Annotated in this window: 18 protein-coding genes and 2 pseudogenes; 11 read left to right on the plus strand and 9 right to left on the minus strand. The window is 61.0% G+C overall.

The genetic code is table 11. The features are described 5' to 3' along the window. Window positions 1-417: 417 nt before the first annotated feature. From ACPQ6D_RS00340 to ACPQ6D_RS00390, 11 genes and pseudogenes are all read left to right on the plus strand, one after another. Window positions 418-927 (plus strand): annotated as a pseudogene (locus tag ACPQ6D_RS00340) (NADH-quinone oxidoreductase subunit B); the annotation flags it as partial. 473 nt (window positions 928-1,400) lie between these two features. After that, window positions 1,401-1,841: pseudogene (locus tag ACPQ6D_RS00345) on the plus strand (NADH-quinone oxidoreductase subunit C); the annotation flags it as partial. A gap of 240 nt (window positions 1,842-2,081) precedes the next feature. Next, the gene (locus tag ACPQ6D_RS00350; protein ID WP_423222753.1) at window positions 2,082-3,167 is read left to right on the plus strand and encodes an NADH-quinone oxidoreductase subunit D; all 1,086 of its coding nucleotides are present in this window, start codon (window positions 2,082-2,084) and stop codon (window positions 3,165-3,167) included. Between the two features lie 54 nt (window positions 3,168-3,221). Next, window positions 3,222-4,772, plus strand: a complete 1,551-nt coding sequence (locus ACPQ6D_RS00355; protein WP_423222292.1) for a 4Fe-4S binding protein — start codon at window positions 3,222-3,224, stop codon at window positions 4,770-4,772. Between the two features lie 176 nt (window positions 4,773-4,948). Continuing rightward, window positions 4,949-5,416, plus strand: a complete 468-nt coding sequence (locus ACPQ6D_RS00360; protein ID WP_423222293.1) for a hypothetical protein — start codon at window positions 4,949-4,951, stop codon at window positions 5,414-5,416. 18 nt (window positions 5,417-5,434) lie between these two features. Continuing rightward, window positions 5,435-5,809 (plus strand): hypothetical protein, encoded by a 375-nt coding sequence (locus ACPQ6D_RS00365; RefSeq protein WP_423222294.1) that lies wholly within the window; start codon window positions 5,435-5,437, stop codon window positions 5,807-5,809. A gap of 72 nt (window positions 5,810-5,881) precedes the next feature. Then, window positions 5,882-7,192, plus strand: a complete 1,311-nt coding sequence (locus tag ACPQ6D_RS00370) for an NAD(P)/FAD-dependent oxidoreductase (RefSeq protein WP_423222295.1) — start codon at window positions 5,882-5,884, stop codon at window positions 7,190-7,192. 32 nt (window positions 7,193-7,224) lie between these two features. Continuing rightward, a complete protein-coding gene (locus ACPQ6D_RS00375) occupies window positions 7,225-8,277 on the plus strand; it encodes an Mrp/NBP35 family ATP-binding protein (RefSeq protein WP_423222296.1) in 1,053 nt (350 codons plus the stop codon). A gap of 67 nt (window positions 8,278-8,344) precedes the next feature. Further along, entirely contained in the window at window positions 8,345-9,382 is a 1,038-nt protein-coding gene (locus ACPQ6D_RS00380; protein WP_423222297.1) for a hypothetical protein, read from the plus strand. A gap of 33 nt (window positions 9,383-9,415) precedes the next feature. Continuing rightward, on the plus strand, window positions 9,416-10,051 hold the full coding sequence (locus ACPQ6D_RS00385) for a YdcF family protein (RefSeq protein WP_423222298.1): 636 nt from the start codon (window positions 9,416-9,418) through the stop codon (window positions 10,049-10,051). Window positions 10,052-10,126: 75 nt separating this feature from the next. Beyond that, complete coding sequence (locus ACPQ6D_RS00390; protein WP_423222299.1) at window positions 10,127-11,683, plus strand: Ppx/GppA phosphatase family protein; 1,557 nt, start codon at window positions 10,127-10,129, stop codon at window positions 11,681-11,683. Window positions 11,684-11,714: 31 nt separating this feature from the next. Here ACPQ6D_RS00390 and ACPQ6D_RS00395 read toward each other — a convergent pair whose 3' ends face one another. The 9 genes from ACPQ6D_RS00395 to ACPQ6D_RS00435 form a co-directional block, all read right to left on the minus strand. Next, window positions 11,715-12,566, minus strand: coding sequence for a deoxyribonuclease IV (locus tag ACPQ6D_RS00395; RefSeq protein ID WP_423222300.1), 852 nt, complete (start codon window positions 12,564-12,566; stop codon window positions 11,715-11,717). Window positions 12,567-12,619: 53 nt separating this feature from the next. Further along, window positions 12,620-13,189 carry a cob(I)yrinic acid a,c-diamide adenosyltransferase gene (locus ACPQ6D_RS00400; RefSeq protein WP_423222301.1) on the minus strand — a complete coding sequence of 190 codons (570 nt, stop codon included), beginning with the start codon at window positions 13,187-13,189 and terminating at the stop codon, window positions 12,620-12,622. Window positions 13,190-13,254: 65 nt separating this feature from the next. Continuing rightward, window positions 13,255-13,695, minus strand: coding sequence for a DUF2231 domain-containing protein (locus ACPQ6D_RS00405; protein WP_423222302.1), 441 nt, complete (start codon window positions 13,693-13,695; stop codon window positions 13,255-13,257). A 13-nt stretch (window positions 13,696-13,708) separates the two neighbouring features. Beyond that, window positions 13,709-16,057, minus strand: coding sequence for a SpoIIE family protein phosphatase (locus ACPQ6D_RS00410; RefSeq protein WP_423222303.1), 2,349 nt, complete (start codon window positions 16,055-16,057; stop codon window positions 13,709-13,711). A gap of 3 nt (window positions 16,058-16,060) precedes the next feature. Beyond that, complete coding sequence (locus ACPQ6D_RS00415) at window positions 16,061-16,498, minus strand: ATP-binding protein (protein WP_423222304.1); 438 nt, start codon at window positions 16,496-16,498, stop codon at window positions 16,061-16,063. Between the two features lie 93 nt (window positions 16,499-16,591). Then, complete coding sequence (locus tag ACPQ6D_RS00420; RefSeq protein ID WP_423222305.1) at window positions 16,592-16,927, minus strand: STAS domain-containing protein; 336 nt, start codon at window positions 16,925-16,927, stop codon at window positions 16,592-16,594. A 282-nt stretch (window positions 16,928-17,209) separates the two neighbouring features. After that, on the minus strand, window positions 17,210-18,691 hold the full coding sequence (locus ACPQ6D_RS00425; protein WP_423222306.1) for a hypothetical protein: 1,482 nt from the start codon (window positions 18,689-18,691) through the stop codon (window positions 17,210-17,212). 161 nt (window positions 18,692-18,852) lie between these two features. After that, window positions 18,853-20,268 (minus strand): undecaprenyl-phosphate glucose phosphotransferase, encoded by a 1,416-nt coding sequence (locus tag ACPQ6D_RS00430; RefSeq protein WP_423222307.1) that lies wholly within the window; start codon window positions 20,266-20,268, stop codon window positions 18,853-18,855. Window positions 20,269-20,354: 86 nt separating this feature from the next. Then, the gene (locus ACPQ6D_RS00435) at window positions 20,355-21,485 is read right to left on the minus strand and encodes a glycosyltransferase (RefSeq protein ID WP_423222308.1); all 1,131 of its coding nucleotides are present in this window, start codon (window positions 21,483-21,485) and stop codon (window positions 20,355-20,357) included. Between the last annotated feature and the right edge of the window lie 69 nt (window positions 21,486-21,554).

Below are 21,554 nucleotides of genomic sequence, written 5' to 3' on the forward strand. Positions count from 1 at the left end.
CCGTCGTTGGCCCCGACGCGCCGTTTCGCGCGGCCAGGCAGTGGTCGCAGCCCCCATGAGAGCTTGCGTGCGCAAGTCCTGCGCCAGATGTATTGTCGCGCGTCATTTCCGCAGCGCAGAGACGGATGAGCCATCCCTTCTCACGCCAGGAGGTGATCGCAGCGAACGGTAAGTGTACCATTGTCAGGTGATAGATGCAATTTTCTAGGCAATCCGCAGCGATTCGTGTTTACCCGCGGCTTATTTTGAAGTGAGGAGATTCATGACGCTACGTGCTGAATTTGTTTGACAAACTGATAGGGGGCTGGTACAATTTTCACAAATTCATGCAACGCCGCAGTGTATATTGTCATTCATTAGCAGGACGAGGGACGCGTGCGCATGATGAAAGGACACGGTATGAATGGAACCAACATGATGCCATCGTCAGTACCGAACGCGGGCGAAATCCCGCAAGACCTTCAGCACAATGTCTTTATTACCACCCTGGATAAGCTCTACAACTGGTCTCGTTCCTCTTCGATGTGGCCGATGATGTTTGGCCTGGCCTGCTGCGCCATTGAAATGATCTGCACAGCCGCCTCGCGCTACGACCTGGCCCGTTTCGGCATGGAAGTGATGCGGCCGTCGCCGCGTCAAAGCGATCTGATGATCGTTTCGGGCACGGTGACCAAGAAGATGGCGCCGCAGATCGTGCGCATTTACAACCAGATGTCTGAACCGCGCTATGTCATTTCCATGGGCGCTTGCGCGACGGGCGGCGGGCCGTTCAAAGAGGGCTACAACGTTGTCTCCGGGATTGACAAGTACCTGCCGGTGGATGTTTATGTCCCAGGCTGCCCGCCCACACCCGAAGCCTTGCTGCACGGTTTCATGAAGCTGTTCGACAAGATCCAGCATCAATCCATCACCCAGGTTTCCTGGTACCGCAAGACTGAACCTTTCATGCCGCTGGTGCCGGTTCTGGGGCCTGACATTTTCCGTCCCGAAGACGCTGAAATGCTTACCACGGCTTTGCAGGCGAAACGCGCGCCAGTCGCGGCGGCTGAGGCTGCGCCGCCGGCGCCGAAGGCCGCGCCCAAGCCAGCCGCGCCTGTGGCCGCGCCTGTGGCCGCGCCTGCGCCCGCCAGCAAGGCTCCTGCGCCTGTGCGCACGATTAGCCCTGAGGAAGTGGCCGCCCGACAGGCGAAATTGGCGGACCGCAAGGCGGCCTGGGCTGCCGCAGGTAAGAGCGTGCTGAGCGACGAGCAGATGAAAGCGTATATGGAGAAGGCACGCCGCGACGCGGCTGCGCGCAAGGCGCAAGAGGCGCAGGAAGGCGCGCATTAGACGTTCGACCGTCAAGCCGTAGCGTGACCCGCACCTTGGCGGAAACGCTATCGCAGAAGGGTGAAAGACCAATGGCTGAAGCACGAACGATTACCAGCGCCGATTTGAGCAATGCCGTCCCCGGCGCGGTGACCGAACAGTTATCCAACGGGGACCTGGTCGTTGCCCGTGAGAAACTAATCGAATTCTCCACCTACCTGCGCGACCAGGCCGGGTATGATTACCTTTCCAATGTGACCGGCGTGGACTACTTGGGGTACAAGGGCCGCAGCGAAGCCAACCGCTTCGAGGTGGTTTATCATGTCTACTCCACCAAGGGCGGCGGCCCGGTGGTCATGCACGTGCGAGCGCCGGCCAATGATCCTATCGTCCCATCGGTGATCTCCGTTTGGCCTGGCGCCGACTTGCAGGAGCGGGAAATCTGGGACCTTTTCGGTATTCGTTTCCCCGGTCATCCCAATTTGCGCCGCATCCTGCTCTGGGAAGGTTTCAACGGCCATCCCATGCGCAAGGACTGGAAAGAAGCCTATTTCGAGGACGAGAAGAAGCCGTTCAAGAGCCGTCACCCGGACGGTCAGCACAAATGGGCCGAAACGCGCACGCCCTGGGCGCACAATGTGGGATACCCAGAAGACTTCGACCCACAAAAGTGGCTTGCACCAACGCCTCAGTTTAGGGCGCCGGTGACCACTGGAACCGCCGGCCACAACGGCCATGGCGGTGACATCCAGACCGAGCGCATCGTGGTCAACATGGGCCCGCAGCACCCAAGCACGCACGGCGTCTTTCGCATGATTGTGGCCCTGGAAGGGGAGACCATCACCGCGTTAGAGCCGGAGATGGGCTATCTGCACCGCAATCATGAGAAGATTGGCGAGCGCAACACCTTCATCCAGAACATTCCCTACACCGATCGCCTGGACTATATTTCGTCCATGTCGAACAACCTCGGCTATGTGCTGGCGGTCGAAAAGCTTCTGGGCGATCAATTCCAGCCGACGGAGTATGCCAATTATTTGCGCATCCTCATGGTTGAGTTGACCCGGATCATCAACCACATGTGGGCCATTGGCTTCTTGCTCAACGACCTGGGCGCCTTCTTCACGCCCGCGCTCTACGCCATTCGCGAACGTGAATTGATTCTGGATCTGTTCGAGTCGGTTTCTGGTTCGCGCATGATGTGCAATTACATGCGCTTCGGCGGCGTCGCGCGCGACCTCCCTCCGGGCTGGTTGGATGAGTGCAGCAAGATCATCAACGAGCGCATGGATCGCAAAATTGATGAGATGGAGCACTATCTGACTCAGAACGAGATTCTGCTTGCGCGCTGCAAGGGCGTGGGCTATTTGTCGCCCGCGGACGCGATTGCGCTCAGCACGGCTGGCCCTGTGCTGCGGGCGTCTGGCGTGCCGTACGATGTGCGCAAGGCTGACCCGTACTCCATCTATGATCGCTTTGATTTCGATGTTGCCTGTTTCGACGGTTGTGATGTCTACTCACGTTACCTCGTGCGTATCGAGGAGATGCGCCAATCGGTGCGCATTCTGAAGCAGGTTCTGCAGCAGATGCCCAAATCAGGCGAAATCCAGGCCGGCAAGAAGCAGTACAGTATACGCGTGCCAGAAGGCACCGCCTATGGCCGTGTGGAAGGGCCGAAGGGCGAGTTAGGCTTCTATGTGGTGAGCGATGGCAGCGGCAATCCGTGGCGCTATCGCATCCGCGCGCCAAGCTATATCAGCCTCAACGCGTTAGGGCCCATGTGCGTGGGTTACAAGGTCGCTGATTCTGTCATCGTCCTCGGCAGCATTGACATTGTGCTGGGCGAAACCGACCGTTAGCCGCCGGCCGCCGTTGAATCTTGGACTTATTATTTGGATTGAGTTGGGGGTGCTATGTTTGGATCGGGTATTCTAAAGGGCCTGGGTGTCACACTGAAGCACCTGGTTGACACCTTCACCGACGACGTCAAGAAGATTCCAAGCCGCTATGCGGGCATGGGCGGCGACCGCTATTTCATTGACCAGCCCTGGAATGAAGAAGGACTGTTCACGATCCAGTACCCGGAAGAGAAGCGTGTCATCCCCGAACGCTTCCGCTTCATCCCCATGCTGCTGTGGGACACAGAAAAGAAAGAGGATCGCTGCACCGCCTGTGGCATCTGCGCCAAGGTCTGCCCGCCGCAGTGTATTTGGATCGTGCGTGACAAGGATGAAAAGGGCAAGCCAGTCACCCGGCCAGCCGAATTCTATATTGATGCTTCGATCTGTATGAGCTGCGGCTTTTGCGCGGAGTTTTGCCCCTTCGACGCCATCAAGATGAACCACGACTATGAGCTGGCTACGTTCGATCGCTATCCGCGCCTGGTGTATGACAAAGAGGCCCTGACGGTGCCGATCGAATACTATGCCCGCCTATGGCCGGCCCAATACCAGGAAGAAGAACAGGTGCGCGCGGCTGAGGAAGAGGCGAAACGCAAGCAGGCCGAGGAAAAGGCCAAGGCCGCCGCGGCCAAAGCAGCCGCGCCCAAACCCGCCCTGGACGCCAGTCCGGCCGCTGCGGCTACCCCTGCCGCTGCACCTACAGGAGCGCCTGCGCCGCGGCCTAAGATGACGCCAGAAGAGATCGAGGCGCGCAAGGCTGAAGTGGCTGCCCGGCGCGCCGGCGAAGCCGCACCGGCCGCCCCGGCCGCGACGCCCGCACCGCGGCCCAAAATGACGCCGGAAGAGATCGAGGCGCGCAAGGCCGAAGTGGCCGCGCGGCGCGCCGGCGAGGCTACGCCAACGCCGCCCGCGGCGGCTGCGCCAGAACCGCCCGCCGCGCCCGCCCTGTCGCCCAACGTGACACGGCCGCGCATGACGCCGGAAGAAATCGAGGCGCGCAAGGCTGAAGTGGCCGCGCGGCGCGCCGGCGTGGCTGCGCCAACGCCGCCCGCCGCGGCTGCGCCGGAACCGCCTGCGGTGGTCACTCCAGAGCCGCGCGCAGTAGTCGCGCCAGAACCGCCCGCAGCGGTGGTCGCGCCAACGCCGCCCGCTGCGCCAGCCCTGTCGCCCAACGTGACACGGCCGCGCATGACGCCGGAAGAAATCGAGGCGCGCAAGGCCGAAGTGGCTGCACGCCGCGCCGGCGTGGCCGCGCCAACGCCGCCCGCAGCGGCTGCGCCAACGTCGCCGGTGAAACCGACATTGATGGCCGCCAGGCCCGATCAACTGGAGTTGATCGAAGGCATTGGACCAAAGATCGGCGCGACTTTCCGCGCGGCCGGCATTGTCACCTTCCAGCAGCTGGCGGAGACGCCGGTGGAGCGCATGAAGGAAATTTTGGCTGCGGCCAGCCTGCGTGCGGACCCCACCACGTGGGCCGAGCAGGCCGCGCTGGCCGCAGCCGGCCGGATGGACGAATTGAAGCAGCTGCAGGATCAACTGATCAGCGGGCGACGCGCGTAGCGTCTTCTGCGTAGCAAATCAAGAACCTTTGGCGTCGCGCAGACGCCAAAGGTTTCTTTTTTGTTCGATTCTGCCGCAGCCTCACCAGCATTTGACTTTTGACCATTTTTTCGATACTCTTTAGCCCTTATCACCGATGCTTCAGACCATGTGTGTAGAACGATTGGGGAGGTACCATGATCTACATTGCTTCTGTGTTTGCCCTGGCAGGGCTGGCGCTCGCCTGGGCTAGCAATCGGCGCCTGGCTGCGTTGGAAGCGCGGCTCTCCCGCTACAACAGCGCCCTGTACGACCTCAGCGCCAAACTGGACGAGGTGCAGCAGCGCGTCGCCCAGGACAGTGCAGACATTCGCTTCGAGATGCGCCGGCGCGCCGGTGAGATCGCGTTCACGCCGCAGATGACCATTGGCGAGATTACGAGCCAGCATCCGGCCGCATCGTCTATCCTGGCTAACTTTCACTTAGGCGGCTGCCATAGCTGTGCGGTTAGCCCGGGTGAAGTACTGGGCGAAGTGTGCCAGGCGCGCGGCCTCGATCAACAAGCCCTCCTGAGTGCACTCAACCGCCTGGGCAGCGGCGGTTCAACGGAACCGCTGGAGATGCCGACCGAGATCAAACGGCCCAATGTGCAGCTCATTATGTAGGCGAGCGTGAGGAATGCCATGATTGCTCCCAAGGCTGAGATTATCTTTCCTCCCAAACTTATCCCGCATCTGCGCGACCTGCGCGGGGATGAATGGCGCGCCCTGGTGGAGCGCGTGTCCGCGCTGCCGGAAACTCACCCAGACAGCCTGGCGTTCTCGCTGCTCATGATTCGCCTGGACGGCTGCTTGAAATGCTACGCGGGCAGCTACAAGTTCATGCGCGGCTGCCAGTTGTGTGCCGTGCAAACAGTCACTCAGTACAAGGGCACGGACGGCCAGCTCCTCAAGGAATACCAGCGCGCGCAGGTGGACATTGACGATTATCTGAGCGGACGCCGGCGCGTGTTTGTCGAACCGATCAACGACGACGATGATGATCGGCTGGCTGCGTAACACTCGACTGGCCGCGGCATCTTAGACTTCCGAAGGCAGCAAGCCTTCGGAAGGTAGCTTAACAAGGACGATATGAACGGATTATCAGGCACAAGACGCGTCGGTATCATCGGCGCCGGGGTAGCCGGGCTTGCGGCCGCCTACGACTTAACGCGCCAGGGCTACGCCGTGACGTTGTTCGAGGGCGCGGCCGTGGCGGGCGGTCTCGCTTCAGGCTTCAAGGCCGCGACCTGGGAATGGCCGCTGGAACGATTCTACCATCACCTATTCACCTCTGACAGTGACATCATTCGATTGACGCAGGAGATTGGCGCGGGCGATTTGCTGCTCTTTCGCCGCCCTACCACGTCCATGTGGTACCAGGGCAAGCCCTATGCGTTCGACTCTCCTCTGCGCCTGCTGGCCTTTCCGCACCTGGACTGGATCAACAAGTTCCGCATGGGATTTGTCTTTGCCTATCTGCGCTATGTCAGCAAGAACTGGCGCGCGTTTGAGCAAACGACCTCGCATGCCTGGCTGCGCCGCTGGATGGGCGCGCGCGGCTATGACATGCTCTGGCGGCCGATGCTGGAGGGCAAGTTTAGCGATCATTACCAGGAGGTCAACCTGGCCTGGTTTTGGGCGCGCATCGTCAAGCGCAGCCCGCGCCTCGGCTACTACAAGGGCGGATTCCAGGCGTTTGTCGACGCGCTGGTCAATCGGGTCACGGCCCAGGGCGCGGATATCCATCTCAATGCCCGCGTAACCAAGGTGCGCCCTGCGAGCGACCGCACCCTGGTGGTGACGCACGACGGCGGCGAGGCTGCGTTCGATGCGGTCATTGCCACGGTTAGTCCCAGCCTCCTTACACGCCTGGCGCCGGATCTGCCGCCAGCCTACCTGGCGCAGTTGGCGCAGCTCAAGAGCATGGGCGCGGTGGTCATGACCCTGGCCCTCAAGCACAGCCTGATGAAGGATGTTTACTGGCTCAATATCCCCAAGGCCGAAGGCTTTCCCTTCTTGGCGTTGGTGGAACACACCAACTACATGGAAACGACGCACTACGGCGGCGATCATATCATTTACCTGGGCGATTACCTTGACCCCAGTCATCCCTACTTCAGTATGAGCGACCAGCAATTGTTGGACATCTTCTTGCCAGCCCTGGCCCGCGTCAATCCTGACTTCCGGCCGGATTGGGTGCGCGAGGCCTGGGTGCACAAAGCCACCTACGCGCAGCCGGTGCCGCCGGTCAACTACTCGGCGCTGATCCCGCCGCTGCAAACACCCATTCCTGGCCTCTTTTTTGCCAGTATGAGCCAGGTTTACCCCTGGGATCGTGGCACCAACTACGCTGTGGAGATCGGACGCCAGGTGGCGCAGAAGGTCATGGCCGCGGGCTGATCGCCGCGGGAATACTGTTCGAGGATAGGAACATGTTGGGAAAAAATAACCAAGTAACCGAAAAAGAGATTTTGCGCGCGCTGAGCAACGTCATGGAACCAGAGCTGCATCGCGACCTGGTGACGTTGAACATGATCAAGGACATCAAAATTGCAGGCAAAGAGGTTGGATTCACGATTGTGCTGACGACGCCTGCTTGCCCGCTGCGTTCGCAGATTGAGAATGAGGCCAAGGCTGCCGTCGCCGCCGTGCCCGGTGTGGACCAGGTGCACGTCCGCTTCGATGCCAATGTCATGACCGATCGGCGCATTGCCGGCCGGCTGGCCATCCCGGTCAAGAACATCCTGGCGGTAGGCAGCGGCAAGGGAGGCGTCGGCAAGACCACAGTGGCTGTCAACCTGGCCGTGGCCCTGGCGCAGATGGGCGCGCGCGTCGGCATTCTGGATGCGGATATCTATGGCCCCAACGTGCCGATGATGATGGGCGTCAACGCCATGCCCAGCCCTCGCAACAACAAGCTGGTGCCGCCGATGGCCTACGGCGTCGAAGTGATGTCCATGGGTTTCATGATGCCGGCTGGCGAGGCCTTGATCTGGCGCGGGCCGATGTTGCACAGCGCCATTCGTCAGCTTTTCACCGACGTCAACTGGGGCAACCTGGACTATATCGTCGTAGATTTACCGCCAGGCACCGGCGACGCGCAATTGACCCTGGCGCAGTCGGTGCCGTTGGTCGGCGGCGTGATTGTCAGCACGCCCCAACAGGTGGCGGTGGCCGATGCCACGCGTGGGCTGGCGGCCTTTCGTAAGCTCGAAGTGCCCGTACTCGGCATTGTGGAAAATATGGCCGGCGATATCTTTGGCATCGGCGGCGGCGAAGTCGCGGCCCGGCAGTTGGGCGTGCCCTTCCTGGGGCGCATCATGCTCGATTCGGCCATCCGCAGCGGCGGCGATGTGGGCCAGCCCATCGTAGCGGTGGATCCCAGCTCGCCTCAGAGCCAAGCCTTCCGCGACCTGGCGCAAGCGATCGCCGCGCGCATCAGCGTGATGTCTATGCAGCCGGACCCGGAACTGCGCATCATCTGATGGGCGCGCAGAGACAAAGCGCCGCGCCGCGCGGGCGCTACGGGACGCCGTTGCGGTAATGGCTGCCATGGCTGGCCGATTGCGCAACGCGCTGGCGCGCTGGACAGGGCGGGCGTTGACGCCGTCCGCAGCGCCGCGGCCGGCAGTTGCACCGATGAGCTTGTCTCTGCCCGCGGCCTTGACCGCGCCGTTTGAGATTCCAGTGCTGGTCGTCAACTTCTTCCCCACGCGCCACGGCCGCCTGGATCGCCGCGTCACTGGCGATGTCGACGCGCCGCTTGATCAGGTGCGCCGGCATACCGTGCAAACCACCGGCCGCGTGGCGCAGGCCCTGGAACGGGGCAGCACGTATCACGGTTATCGCGACCCCGACGCGCAACCAAGCCTGCGTTACCGGGTTGCGGCCACGTTGGAGTTCCTGGAACCACTGCCTACCTGGCCCAAGCCCCATCATCACGCACCGATGACCGACTATCACACGATCATGGATCGGATTGATATTCGCACGTGGGTCGAGGGCAAAGGCATCAAAGAGGTCTGGATTTGGGGTTACCATGGCGGCGTGGTTGACTTGTGGGAATCGAACATGGCCGGGCCGTTCGGCGACATCAGCAACAGCGACCGTGACCCATACGACTTACCGGTGTTGAGCAAGACCTACACCGTCTATCACTACAACTATCAGCGCGGCCCGTCCGAGGCCGTGGAAGACCACATGCACCAGATCGAAGCGGTTCTGGGACATGTGGATCGCCACCTTTTTTGGGATCGTTTTGTGGGGAAGACCGGCGAAGGGCGCTGTGGTTGGGCGCACTTTCCGCCCAACGGCGTGCGTGATTACGATTGGGCCAACCCGACGTACGTCTACACCGATATCGAGGATTGGACCCCCGAAGGCAGCGGGCCGCGCAAACTGCTGAACTGCAGCCGCTGGCAAAGCGACAGCCTGGCGTGGTTCATCTTCTGGATGCAGAATCTGCCGGGCGCAAATCACGGGCTTAGCTGGCGCGGCCGGCCGCTCAGCAACTGGTGGACTTTCATGGGCGCATTCGACGAGGCGATGACCGCGGGCCTCGCGTTGACGCAGCCGATCGCGGCGGATTGAACCCTTTCAACCATGCAAAACAAGACGAATTCAATGCCAGCCAAACGCTCATGGTGGCGCCGCGGCTTTGAACTGACCCGCAACCTGATGGCCCTGTTGGGCGTTTTCACCACCGTCTACGTGGTCGGTCTGACGCTCATTATTTTCTGGCAAGCCGAGCGGGACGAAGCCCAGCCCGTAGACGCGATCGTTGTGCTGGGCACAGCGCAGTATAACGGCCGGCCGTCGGCGGTGCTGCGCGCGCGACTCGATCATGCCATCAACCTCTACAGCCAGGGTGTGGCGCCCGTGCTGGTGACAACGGGCGGCGCCGGCCGCGATCCGCGCTTCACCGAGGGCGGCGTTGGCCGCGCCTATGCCATCAGCCGCGGCGTGCCGGCGGAAGCGATCCTGAGTGAGGAAGATGGCGCCAGCTCGTGGGAAAGCCTGCAGAACGTGGCGGCCCTGCTTCAGGCGCACGGCTGGCGTCGCATCGTCCTGGTCAGCGACCCATTCCACATGACGCGGCTCAAATTGATGGCGCTGGATTTGGGTTTGGAGCCGTCTGCGTCACCCACGCGCACTTCGCCGATTTCTCGCCGGCCCGCGACCGAGATGTTCTACGTCTTGCGCGAAGTGGCTGGGGTGACGGTTTTCGGTTTGACTCAGGCCGCCGCAAACATTCTATGATCACCGCGTAACCTGGACGCGCCAGAATCAACTTGCTTCCGCAAAGTGGCAAAGGCTGCCACGAAGAAGGACCTCATGAAGACAGTTCAATCGCAGCGAATGGCGATCATTGATCTTGGCTCCAACACCGCCCGTCTGGTCGTCATGAATGCCGTCCCCGGTTTTTCATATCACCAGGAGGACGAGATTCGAGAGGTGGTGCGTTTGCGCCAGGGCATGAACAAGCGCGGGCTGAGTCAAGAGGCGATCGAACGTGCGCTGGTTACGTTGCGGCTCTTTAAGCGTTTCTGCGACAGCACGCATGTGGATATCATTCTGCCAACCGCCACCAGCGCGGTGCGTGAAGCGGCCAATGGGCCGGCTTTCATCGAACAGGTGCGTCGCGACGTAGGGCTGAACCTACGCATCTTGAGCGGCGAGCAGGAGGCCACCTACGGCGTGCTCGGCGCGCTCAATGAGGTGGCTTTCACACAGGGCATCGTCGTGGACATCGGCGGCGGCAGCGCGCAAATCAGCGAGGTCCGCGACCGTCGTTTTGCCGTTGGCGTTTCATTGACGCTGGGCACCCTGGCGCTGACCGAAGGCTTCATCCGCAGCGATCCGATCAAGCCCACGGAGCTTGAGGCGCTGCAAGGCGAGATCAGCCGCCAGCTCGACAACGTGACCTGGCTGGGCAAGAAGAGCGGGCCGTTGATTGGCCTGGGCGGCGCCATCCGCAACCTGGCCAAGATCGAAGCTGCGCGGCAGGCTTACCCGCTCAACACACTGCACGGATTTACCCTGCGCCGCGCCTCGTTGGAGCAAACGATTGAACTGCTGCGCACACTGCCCCTGTCCGAACGTCAGGCAATTCCCGGCCTGCGCACAGACCGCGCGGACATCATTCTGCCGGGCGCGCTGGTCATCCGCGCGATCATGGAACGCCTCAAGGCCAACGAACTGACGGTTTCGGTCAATGGTTTGCGTGAAGGGGTTTTCTTCGAGCACTTCTGGCAGCATTTCTCTTACCCGGTGATTCCAGACGTGCGGCGCTTCAGCGTGCTCAACATGGCGCGCACCTACCATTACCAAAAGGCGCACGCCAATCATGTGCGTTACCTGGCGCGACGCATCTTCGAGCAGTTGGCGCCGCTGCACGGCTATGGCATGGCTGAGCGCGAACTGCTGGACGCGGCGTCCGTGCTGCACGACATTGGCACCATCATCAGTTACCACGATCATCACAAACATTCGCAGACGCTGATCGTCAACGCTGGCTTACCTGGTTTCAGTGCACGCGAGACCGCGCTGATTGCGCTGCTGACCCGTTTTCATCGCAAGGGCAGGCCGGATCTGTTGGAGTTTGCGCCGCTGCTCAAGGAGGGCGACGACGTGCTGCTAACTCGCCTTTCAGCTATTCTGCGCCTGGCCGAATACCTGGAGCGCGGCCGTAATGCCACGGTAGACGACGTCAGTGTGACCTGGACCGATGAATATCTGCGCCTGACGCTCATTGCTGACGAATATCCAGCCGTGGAAGTGTGGGATACGCAGCGCAACGCGCTGGCCCTGGTAGAAATCGCCTTCAAGCGCCGCGCGCTGCTGGACAGTGTGGCCGCGCCGAGCGAATGGCGAAATGCGGCGGCCGCCTAAGGCAGCGAAATAGTGCTGGCCCTGCGCTTCTCTAGCGTTCGATCAGCTCACGCAGCCGCGCCAGGTTCATGACATCATCCGCCATGTCTTCCTCTTTGGGCGTTTCCAGGATCATCGGCAGCGCCTGGAAGCGGGCATCGTTCAGGAGCAGGCGAAAAGGCGTCAACCCCAGAAAGCCCTCGCCGATGTGCGTATGGCGGTCCACGCGGCTGCCCAGGTCCTTCTTGGAGTCGTTGAGATGAAAAACCTTCAGTCTCTCCAATCCTAAGGCCTTGTCGAATGTATCCCACATGCGTTGATAATCATCGGCGTTGCGGAACTCATAACCGGCGGCCAGCGCGTGACAGGTGTCAAAACAGATGCCGACGCGGCCTGGCGCGTCCAGGGCGGCAATGATATCGGCCAACTGCTCGAAACGAAAACCCAGATGATCGCCCTGACCAGCGGTAATTTCCAGCAGGGTCAACGTCTCTGCGGTCGGCGTCGCCGCGTGGACTCGATCCAGCCCCTGCGCAATGCGGCGTTTGCCCGCCTCCTCGCCCGCGCCCATGGAGGAACCAGGGTGCAGCACGACGCCCAGGATGCTTAACTGATCCGCGCGCTCTAGTTCCACCTGGTACGCCTCGACCGACTTGTCCCATAACTCGTCGGACGGCGAGCCTAGATTGATCAGGTAAGAGGCGTGCGCCACCACCGGCGCGATGCCGGTGCGCTGCGCCCATTCGTGATAGCGTGCAATCTCCGTCGTTTCCAATGGTTTGCATTTCCACTGGTTCTGATTGCGCGTAAAAATCTGCATCGTGCCGCAGTCAATGGACTGCGCCCGTTCAAACGCTTTGCTCACGCCGCCAGCCACGGACATGTGCGCGCCAAGTCTATCCATCTCACGCTCCCTCATCTGCTTGTTTTTCCCAACCTCCGCGGTTGGCAACCATCCTAGCTGAGCCGGGCCAGGGTAAATGCCTCAACGCCGGCCGCCTTGTCTTCCAAGCGCGCCAGGAGAAAGAGCAGGCTGCTGAGGCGGTTGAGATACCGCAATGGCTCCTCGTTGCGCAGCTTGCCGTCGTGCTGCAAACGCGCCACGATGCGCTCGGCGCGGCGGATGATCGTGCGCGCCAGGTCGAGGTGCGCGCCAGCGACGCTGTCGCCGGCGACGATGAACGCGGGCGGCAGCTCAACCGCCGATTCCAGACGGCCAATCAGCGACTCCAGGCACTCTGTGCTCTGTGGATGCAGCCACGGCGGCCGTGTGGCGGCCTCCGGCAGCGTCGCCAGGTCAGCCATCATGGCGTATAGATCGCGCTGCACGCCTAAGATGATCTCAGCCGTCTCTGCATCTTTGACTGTGGCACGCGCCAGGCCTAAGGCAGAAGAGGCTTCATCCACGGTGCCATAGGCTTCCGGCCGAATATCGTACTTGGGCACCCGATCGCGACCGAGCAGCCCGGTATAGCCCTCGTCCCCCACCCCCGTATACAGTTTCGTCACGCGCTTTGCTTCTGGCATTTTCTGTTCCATTATCCGCCTTTATCCCCCCGTCCTCATCTATCACTCTCCATCTCCCATTGGCCTCACCGTTGGCCGATCCCAAATTCGTAAACCAGCCGCCCGCCCAATTCACCCGTGATGATGAGCGCGACCAAACCCAGCACGAGCAAGGCCAAGACGTACCAGCGGTTCGGCGCCGAGTCGGATGCGGCGCCGCGGCGCAGACGGAGGTAGAGCGCCGCGCCAAAAGCGATCACCGTGGCAAAAACGGCGGTGATATGGTTGTTCGCCGCCACGCGCGCGGGTGAATCCAAAGCTATCGCATTCTGGTCAATCAAGCCGGTAACAGCCGCGGGCAAGATCATCAGCCACCCCAGCGCCAGACTGGCCAGGCTCAGCCGTTCCCAGCGCATCCCTTGCCAACCCCGCGGTCGCCAGAGATGCAGCAGGTATAAGACTACCGACAGCGCCAAAAGCGTCACAGGAAAATGTACAAAACGGGGATGTAACGGTAAAGCCAACATGATGATCCTTCGGTTAGGCAGGCAGGCGTTTGACTACAACCAAGGTCAAGTCATCAAACTGCGGCGCAAGCCCGACAAACTCGCGTACCTCCGCCTTGATCGCCTCCGCAATTTGAGCGGCGCTGTGCGCCTGGTGGGCCTGCACCACGGCTTGCAAGCGCGTCATCTCGAACGACTCTTCGTTCAGGTTGATGGGGTCAATGACGCCATCGGTATAAAGAATCAGGACGTCGCCCGGCGCCAACGGCACACGGTCATCCTCCAATGCGACGGAGGGGAGCACGCCGAGGATGAGACCATGCTTACGCAGCAGGCGTATCTGGCCGTTGGCCGCGGTCAGGAGCAGCGGCGGATTGTGCCCGGCGTTGGCAAAAACCAGCTCGTGCCGTTGGGGGTCGAGCACGCCATACCAAAGCGTCACGAACATGTCTGAACGGCTGTTGGCCAACAGCAGCTCGTTGACGCGCCGCAGCACGCGCGCGGGTGAGCGCCGATCGGCCGCGATCACGCGCACCAGGATGCTGGCCAGGGCCATGAAAAGCGCCGCCGGCACGCCCTTGTCGGACACATCGGCAATGACCAATCCCAGGCGTCGCGCCGCCAGCGGAACAAAATCAAAGAAGTCGCCGGCCATTTCGCGTGCGGCCAGCCAGACATGGGCAATGTCATAACCTGGCAGCGACGGATTGGTCGCGGGCAGAAAACTGGCCTGGATCTCATGCGCCAGTCGCAGTTCCTCGCCCATGCGCACGCGCTCCGCCTCTTGCAGCACCAGGCGGGCGCTTTCGATCGCCACCGCCAATTGGCTGGCTACGCCGCGCACCATCTCGACCTGGCGACTGCTGAAGATGTGCGGCCCATCCACCTCATCCACCACCAGCGCGCCCAGGACCTCGTCCTGCACAATCAGCGGCACCGCCAAGATGGCCTGCGTGCCGTAGCGCTTCACAATCTCTGCGGGCACCAAGTCGCCGGCGCTGACATCTTCCACCCAGAGTGGCCGGCGCTCCCGGCAAACCCGATCAAGCAGCGGGAATTCGCTCGCTGTCACACGCAGCCCCGTTTCAACTGGCTGCACTCCGCGGGAGGAGGGCTGACATTGGCTGGCGAGCACTTCATACGCGGCCTGGTCGCGATCCCAAATCAGAACCGTGCAGCGGTCTACCCCAGCCAGGGATGGCGTCAGGCTGGCTACGGTGTTTGCCAGGTCAGACACACGGTAAGGTCGCGCAATGGCATTAGCGACATCGAGCAGTGAACTGGAAATGGCCGCTTCGTCTTTGGCCTCTTGATACAGGCGCGCATCTTCCACCGCTACCGCAATCTGATCAGCCAGGGTAGCCAGGATGAACAGGTCTTCGGAACTAAACGCGTTCAGTTCACGGGCCTGCACGTCCAGGACGCCCAGTACGCGATCTTCTACCATCAACGGCACAGCCAGTTCGGCGCGCGTATCGGGCAAGAGGCGCGGGTCATCAGGAAAATAGCGCGTCTCTTGTGAAACATCATTGGCCAGCAAGGGTTGGCCGTGCTGAGCCACCCAACCGATGATGCCCTCGACGCCGATACGTACGAAGCGGCCGCGGCGCAGCCACATTTGGTTCAGGTTGTGGCCGGTGCTGGCGCGGAAATAGGCGCGTCCCGTCCCCTGGGCTACCAGGAAGATCTGGACGTGATAGTAGCCGAAGCGGTCACGAATCAGCTCGACCACCTGGTTCAGCAGTTGATCGAGGTCCAAGATCGCGGCGACCTTGCGGCTGACCTGCGCCACGGTTTGTAATTGGCGCGCGCGACGCTCGACCACCTGATAGAGGCGGGCATTGACCAGGGCGACGCCCGCCTGGTTGGCAATGATGAAGAGGGTGCGCAGGTTTTCTTCGCTGTAGGCGCCTGGCTCGTCATGTTGCACGGCCAGGCTGCCAATCGCCAGTTCACCGGCGAGGATGGGCACAAAGATGGCTGAACGCGGGGGATGTTCATCGTCGTAACGCGGGCGCGCGGGCAGATGTTCCATCTCGGTTTGAAAATCGTTCACCAGCAGCGGCTGGCGGTTGCGACGCAGCCAGCCTACGATGCCTTCGTTGGCGCCGCCTACAAAACGGGCGCCAGCCAGCCGCTTGCCGTGCCGCAGCCACACCTTGATGACAAAGTCATCTTTATCGAAGAGGCCTAGATGAAAGCTGGAAGCATCCATCAGGCGCGTCGCGTGCTCAAAGATCAGCTCACAGAGCTGATCTTCGTTCATCTGCGCCTGCACAATAGCCTGGCCCGCTTCGGCCAGGGCGCGCAGTTCGTCGAGATGGATGGGCGCTCGCCCCACAGGCGGCCGTGTGTCGCGGCCGACTGGCAGAATGTCGGCCATACCTCACGCCTCTCCTTGCGCAGACAACGGCGCCACGTTGCGCTTTACCATGGTCAAGTGGTTGCCGGTTTCTGAGCTAAAGCGGTATTCAACGACATCCATGAGCTGGCGCATGAGGTGAATGCCCAGGCCGCCAACGGGCAAGTCGGCCGGCCGGCGTTTGCGTTTTGGGGGCCGGACGCTGGTGGGATCGAACGGCTGTCCTTGATCTTGAATCTCAACGACGAAGTCTGCCTGGTGCACTGAACAGGTGAGGTGCAAGGGGCCATCCATGCTGCGGTAGGCATGTTCAATCACATTGTTGCAGGCTTCGTCGCACGCCAGTTCGATCGCAAAGATAGCATCCTCGTGCAAGCCGGCTGCGCGGGCCGCGTCACGCACGAACTGAGCAATGAAGGGCAGGTTGTGCGGGTCGCTTGCAATCGTTAGTTGCCAGCGCATGCTCATAGGCACTCATCGTTCTCGCGGCATGGCAGATAGCTGGACGCGCCAGACTGGCAGGGGAGGGAAACGCACCAGGTTGGTTCAGGCGCGCTAGAAGCTGCCGACAGCTTCCACTGTGCTGCTGAACTGGGCAAAATGGTCGTTGAGACCAGTCAGGTCCAACACCTCGCTGATGCGGGCAGGGACATTGGCCAGGCGCAAATCGCCTCGATTGAACCGGCGCGCGGCGCGCCAGGTGCTGACCAACACGCGAATGCCCGCGCTGCTCAAAAACGTGACGCCGCCAACATCCAGCACAAACCGATAGTGACCTGAGTCGAGGAGCGTCTTCAAGGTTTGTTCTAGCTCAGGCGCGGTGCTGCCATCAATGCGGCCGCTGATGTTGACAAGAACACAACGCTTCAATTCTGATGTCGTGAGTTCCATACAGTGCATTTACTCCTGTGGCAGATGAATTGGGTGCCCGGAAATCAATGAGATACAGGCATGGACGGTGAAAGTGAATGGCATTATACCACAGGGTCAGTGAGCCGCCAAGCGCCCTGCTAGAGAGCCAGCAGTAGGGTGGCCCTGTGTGACCGCCCCTTGCGGTTTTGACCGCAGAGGCCACAGCGAGCGCAAAGAAGCTGCCAACCAGCGCCCACAGGGCAAAAAAAGAGCCACCGATGAACTCGGTGGCTCTTGAAGAATCAACGCAAGCCGAAGGGTTTAGCGGCTGTAGCCGTTATAGGCAGCGAGCTTGCTCAGGCCCCACAGGTTTTCCACGACGACGGCCAGCGGCTGATTGGAGCTGATGTGAACCGCGCCCGACCAGTTGCCGCCGAGGTTGATCGGATTGTCCTCGCGCAGGTTGAAATTGAAGGACTTCTCGCCCGCGATGGTGATATTCTGCGTGGCCGAGTTGACGATGGTGCCGTCACGATTGATGAAGCGCACCTGAACGGTGGCTGTGTTGCTCGACACGTTCTGCAGACGCATCAGCGACCACAGCGTGCGGGCGCTGCCGCCGCCGCCGATCTGATAGACTTCCGACAGGAACGTGTTGTTGCCTGCGTTGGACGAATCCGCGCCGGTGTAGGCGCCAGCCTCGTTGTCACGTGGGCGAATGGAGTAGGAGATAGCCGCCACGTCCTGGGACGTAGATTCGACAATGACCGAGCCAGCCCAGAGGGCGCCGAGCGTGTTGTAGGTTCCGGCGGCGGTACAACCAGCGCCGCCCGAACGTGTGTTACAACCGACCGCCACGCCAGGGCCGAGGGTGATCGGGCCCAGGGTCAGGTCAATGTTCTGGGTGTCTTTGTTGATGTACTTGAGCGTCACAGAGGTGTTGCTCGTGCCCAGGTTCTGCACGATGGTCACGCTGAAGCCAAGCCAACCGTTGTCAGTGTTGGGGTTGGAGTAGCGGTGCTCGACCGAGGGTACGAACAGCTTGCGCGCGCCGCGGCTCGAGGCGTTGAAGGCCACGCTGTAGCGAGGCCAGAAGTTGTTCGCCACCGCAGCGACCTTCTGGTCGGAGCTGGCCGTTTCAATCACCAGCGCGCCTGTCCAGTTGCCATTGCTCTGGAAGTACGGAATGTTGCCCCACACCGGAATCTTCGCGCCCGGAATGTGCAGGTCATACATCTTTTGACCGTTCGGCGGAATCGTATCGGTAATGGTGGCATCGAGGTTGCCGGCGCGGTTGTAGTACTTCATGGTGATGTTGGCCGTCGTGGCGCTCTCGGTGTTCTGCACCGAGAACACGGTGTACTGCGCATTGGGTGCATACACGGCAAACGGCACGTTCATGCGGCTGGAACCGCTGGCAAAGCCAGAATACGAGTCGGCTTCGACGCCGTCGCCGGCGGAGCCGCCGGTCCACTGAATGGTGGCGACTGCGGCCAGTTCAGTGCTGGCCGAGAGCACCATAGCGCCGACCCAGTTGTCCGGCAGGCCAGAATCGGCGGCGCGGAACTGGTAGGAGCCGAGCGGGGCCACGTTCTGCTGACGCGTGTTGGACAGCGTGCCAGCCTGGCTGTAATACTGGGCCAGCACGGTGGATGCAGCGCCGCCCGTGTTGGTGTCGGCATTCATGACTGTCACATCGGCGCTGCCCGAACCGGGGTTCGGGTCGGCGGCGAAAGCTGGCGTCGCCAGCAGGGCCAGGGTTAAAACGACGCTGAAGATCATTAGTAGACGTGAACGCTTCATTGAGATTTCCTCCGATTAAACAACTATTGACGCAACGATGGCGATAGATTGTGCGCCTGCGAGCAATAGAATAACACAATGGGCCGTAGATAGCAATACTTCGTTTGGGTAATCCTACGCCAAATGCGGCGACTACGGCGGCTGTGTTGCTTGTGATGCGCTCAATAGGCGCCCCGCCCGCGCAAAACAACCGCAATGGTTCGCCAGAGAATCTGTAGATCAAGCAAGGGAGAGTAATTGCGGATATAATACAGGTCGTCTTCTGTATGCAGATGCATCAACTTGTCACTGCGACCATTGATCTGCCACCAACCGGTGATGCCGGGCGGCACGGCGAAGCGCTGCCGCTGCCAGCGTTCATACCGTTCAACCAAAAATGGCAGTTCGGGCCGCGGACCAACCAGGCTCATATCGCCTTTGAGCACGTTGAAAAGCTGGGGAATCTCGTCAAGACTGGTGCGCCGAATGAAATGCCCCACGCGTGTAATCCGCGGATCATTGGCGGTTTTGTGCATGACCACGCCGTTGTCGGTGGTCTTCATTACCTCGGCCTGACGCTGCTCTGCATCTACGACCATGGAACGGAATTTGATCATGGTGAACACGCGCGCATTTTCTCCCACGCGCGACTGCTTGAAGAACACAGGCCCAGGCGAATCGAGCTTGATCGCGACGGCGACCAGGAGCATGATCGGCCACACAAGCAGAAGGCCAAGCGTGGCGATCACCAGATCAAAGGCGCGTTTGATGGTGCGATTGTAGCCGTCAATGGCGGGATCGCGCAGGCCGATGAGTGGGATGCCGCCAAAATCTTCAATGGTGGCGCGGAAGATGGCGAGATCAAAGAAGTCGGGCACGACGCGCACACGCACCGGCAGGGTTTGGAGGGCCAGAACCAGATCCTCCAACGGGCCGTGAGCGCGCAGAGGCAAGGCCAGGATGACTTCATCAATGCGCTGGCTCTGCACCAGGCGATTCGCCGCTTCCAACTGCCCCAGTACAGGCGCGCCCTCCAGAACGCTTTCCTGTTTCGTCGGGTCGTCATCGAGATAACCGACCAAGGTCAGGCCAGTCCAGCTTTGCGTCTGAATCTCCTGCGCAACCTGGCGGCCCACCTTGCCGGCGCCAACGATCAGCACGCGCACTTCCTGCATTCGCCGCGCGCCTGCAATGCGAAAGCCAATGCGCAAGGTGAGGCGCAGCATCAGCAGGAAAAAGACATCCAGCACGACGAAGTAGACGAACAACAGACGCGGGACATCACGATACGTGAGATAGAGCAGCCCAGCCAGGACCAGGTTGGACATCGCCACCGCGGCGGTCACCAGTTGAGCCTCGTCTACGATGCGCAGCAAACGCCGCCGATCGTACACAGAAAAGAGAACAAAATTGACGCCCCAGATCACCGCGGCCGCTGCGTAGACCACCAACGGCAGCGTGACCATTTTTTCTGTCAAGCGTACGCCGTAGGGCAGGATGAAGCGCGCTTGGCCGGCAAGGAACAGCGAGATGCAGGTCAGCGCCAGATCGGCCGTCGCCAGAAAAAGCACATAGTTCGATTGATAGTACCTACGCATGTCGTCTCCTTGAAACAAACGAATTCATAGGCGCACGACGTTGAGTGCATCAGCGCGCAAGGCGATCGCGCAGCCAAAGGTGATCGTCATTCGCTGCGACCGGCGACCGAGGTGGCAATGACGGGGCGTAAGCGCTTGAACATGGCCTCGTAGTCATCGGTCACTTTTTCCCACGTGTAGTAGGCTGTCGCGCGTGCGGCAGCTTTCTGACGATAGGTCGCCACGAGGCTGGGCGCGTCCACCATCTGCTGTAAGAGCGGCGCCAGGGCAGCTGCGCCGCGCGCGCCATCATAAACGAAACCGGCGCTGTCTACGGTTTCGCGGTTTTCGGCCGTATCATGCGCCACAACGCAGTTGCCAAAAGCCATGGCCTCCACGAGCGCCGGGTGAGTGCCGCCAACGCCAGAAGTTTCAACAAATAGATAGGCGTTCGATGCCAATTCCCAGTAACCTTCACCAAAGCAATAGCCGGTGAAGATCACGCGCGGGTCGTCAACCGCTTTCAAGCGTGCGATGTATTCCTCGGCGTAGGGCGCGTCGCCGACAATAACGCACTTCATGTCGGTGCGCAGCGTTTGAAACGCCTGCACCAGGTGATCGGCGCAGTTTTCGGGCACCAGTCGCCCCACGAACAAGACATAACGTCGCGGCTCTAGCCCCCATTGGGCCAACTGCGGGCCGGGGGCACGGATGGGTAACTCAGCGCCATAGGCAATGTAAGGCGAATCCGCGTTGTACGTATCGCGATAGAACTGCTGCACCACACGGCTGTCGGTTAGAAAGGCATTGGGCAGGATCGTGGCCATCCGCTCAGCAAACTGGATGTAGCGCTTAGCCAGCGGCGGCCACTTGGCGCGCTTCCAGTCCAGGCCATCTACATTCAGGATGGTGGTTTGGCCGGCCAGGCGCGGAATCCATGAAACCACGCTGTTGCCGGCAATGAAATAGAGCACAATGTCATACCCCTGCCCCAAGGCATGCAAACTGGAGAGGAAAGAATGAACAATCGTGTCCAGGTATTTGTTCTTGACGGTTGGCAGCTTGACGAGGCGCATCCCCTTGTAGGTTGGCTGATCATAGTCCACGTGATGGCTGCGGCAATAAACTGTCACCTCATGGCCGCGGGCCACCAGGCGACTGCCGAGCTGCTCGACGCACGTCTCAAAGCCACTGTAGCTTGCCGGCACACCCCGCGTACCGAGCATAGCAATCTTCATGCGAACAACACCTTCTCTCCTCATCCGGCTGCAGGCGCCGGTAATCGGTTGGGCAAGAAAAAACAAGCC

Origin of the sequence: Candidatus Amarolinea aalborgensis, from assembly GCF_900491745.1 — a bacterium.
Classification (GTDB): Bacteria; Chloroflexota; Anaerolineae; order SSC4; family Amarolineaceae; genus Amarolinea; species Amarolinea aalborgensis.